The sequence below is a fragment of the Actinomycetota bacterium genome (assembly GCA_036280995.1).
GTDB lineage: Bacteria > Actinomycetota > CALGFH01 > CALGFH01 > CALGFH01 > CALGFH01.
Map to the genome: position 1 here is coordinate 1 of DASUPQ010000412.1, position 2,065 is coordinate 2,065.

The following is a 2,065-nucleotide window of genomic DNA, read 5'->3' on the forward strand; positions in this document are numbered from 1 at the left end:
CCGGCATCGACATGGCCCTGGCCCTGGTCGCCCGCCTCACCGACGAGCCGACCGCCCGGATGGTCCAGCTGGCCATCGAGTACGACCCCCACCCACCGTTCGGAGGCATCGACTGGGGCCAGGTGGACCGGGACATCTACGAACCGATCCTTGGCCCCATGGTGAAACGGGAATTGGCCGATCGGCCCGAACTCCTGGCCAAGCTGAGCACCTGAGAACTCCCGCCAGCCGCCTCCGCGGGCATGGTGAACGTCTCTCTCCCACAGCAGCACCACGGTGAGCCTATCGGCAGGACCTACTACCCAGTGGATGGGCCCCTCAGCGAGTAGAGCGTGCGCCAGCTCGCACCCTCGTCGCTCGAGCTTCGGATGCCCTGCTCCTCGACGGCGGCGTAGAGAGTGCCGGCCTGAGCCAGGAAGGCCTCCGGCGGTCCGCCAAGCGCGCCACGACGTTGCCATGTCCGGCCAGCATCCGCGCTCACCCAGAGCCGTCCATCGGCCGCCACGCCCCATAGGGCCTCTGGCCTGTCCCAGTCGAGCAGCGCAATGGCTGGCCCACCAGCTGGCCGCCACTGGCGTCCTCCGTCGGTAGTTCGCATCAGGCCACCCTCGGTCGTCGCGAGGATGACCTGGCCATCACGCGGGCTGACCGCGAAATCGACCAGGGAGGTGGTGGAGCGGGTCTGCCAGCGGTGGCGATCACGGCTGACCATGAAGCGGCCGCTCGTGGCGTCAAAGCCATACACGGTGGCATGCGCGACCTCGAGGACATGAAAGTCGACCTCGCCAAGCAGCGAGGCAGGGTCCCAGGTGCGGCCGGCATCCCGACTCTCGACCAGTCCGAGCAATGGCGGCCGGCCTGCCTTGAGCAGCTTCGGATCCTGAAAGTCTGGGTGGCCGCTTGCGATGAAGTGGTCGGGGCCGACCACCGTGAAGCCCATTGTGTCCTGGTGGCGATCGGCAACACGGCTGGCGCCACCGTCCCGGACGATGAAGAGGCCGGTGTGGGTTGCGGCATAGAGGAAACCATCTCGCGGGTTGATCCCAAGGCCGTGGACATGGACCAGTCCGGGGTCGGTATCAACCGGCACCGAGGAAGGCGGCCCGGTTCGGCTGCAGCCGGCCACTACCAGGGCGATCAATAGCGCCGCCCTAATCACCCTTGTCGTGCGGCAGCGAGCGGTCGGCTGTGGGGACCGCGACGCAGCCGGTGGTTGGGTGGCTGCTGGATGGTGTCCGGATGCCGCTGGGTCTCTCATGCGGTCATCCTACGACGAATCGTCGTTGCAGCCTTCTCAGGCCAGCTGCTCGACCCTTGGGAGGAGAAAGCCATTGCAGCCTGGCAAGACGAACTGCAAGCGCGCTACCGATTCGGTCTAAGCCTCGTGGGCGGTTGCTTACAACGAGCCGTCCAGCCGGGTTGTGTCTCTACAGGCTGTCGTATAGGGTTCGGCGCGCCGCGAACTCCCCCAATCGCAGCAGAAGCGGCGCGTTACGCATGGCCCGGCGGTCGGCCCCCACCGGCTGCTGGCATTGGCGTTGCCGTCGCTGTGCAAGCAGGAGGTTCCAGACTTGCCCAACGGTCGACGGCGTCCCCTACGCCAATGGTCGGCTCCCCTGATCAGCGTCGTGCTGGCTGCCGCCTTGATGGTGGCGGGGTCGACGTTGCTGACGGCTGCCGACCCGGCTGCTGCCGCCCCCTCCAGCGCCAGCGACCTGCAACGGCGGCTCGAAGGCCTCAACAGACAGGCCGACCAGCAGGTCGAGGACTATTTGCAGGCCGAGTTGGCGGTTGAGCGGACACGGAAATCCATGCGGGGCATGCAACAGCAGCTAGGGGACGTCCGCGGCCAGCTGGCCGACGCCCGGGCCAGCATCGCCGCCCGCGCGGCGGTTGCCTACGTTCAGGGCCCGGCCACTGACGTCGCCTCGCTCCTCGCCGCCAGTGATCCCACCGATGCCCTGGAGCGGGCGCAGCTGCTCGATCTGCTGGCGACTCATGATACCGATCAGGTCCTACGCGCACGGGCGATCGAGCGTTCGGCCGAGGTCCGGGCGAACGACCT

Annotated in this window: 3 protein-coding genes; 2 read left to right on the top strand and 1 reads right to left on the bottom strand. The window is 67.6% G+C overall.

Features of this window, described 5'->3' with window-relative positions:
- Positions 1-215, top strand: a 215-nt coding sequence (locus VF468_13600) for a DJ-1/PfpI family protein (protein ID HEX5879329.1), incomplete at its 5' end; no start/stop codon positions are given.
- Between the two features lie 83 nt (positions 216-298).
- Here the strand turns inward: VF468_13600 and VF468_13605 are convergent.
- Complete coding sequence (locus VF468_13605) at positions 299-1,141, bottom strand: hypothetical protein (protein HEX5879330.1); 843 nt, start codon at positions 1,139-1,141, stop codon at positions 299-301.
- Between the two features lie 487 nt (positions 1,142-1,628).
- Between VF468_13605 and VF468_13610 the strand changes: the two genes are divergently transcribed.
- Positions 1,629-2,065: hypothetical protein (locus VF468_13610; protein HEX5879331.1), on the top strand; the 437-nt coding region annotated here is incomplete at its 3' end.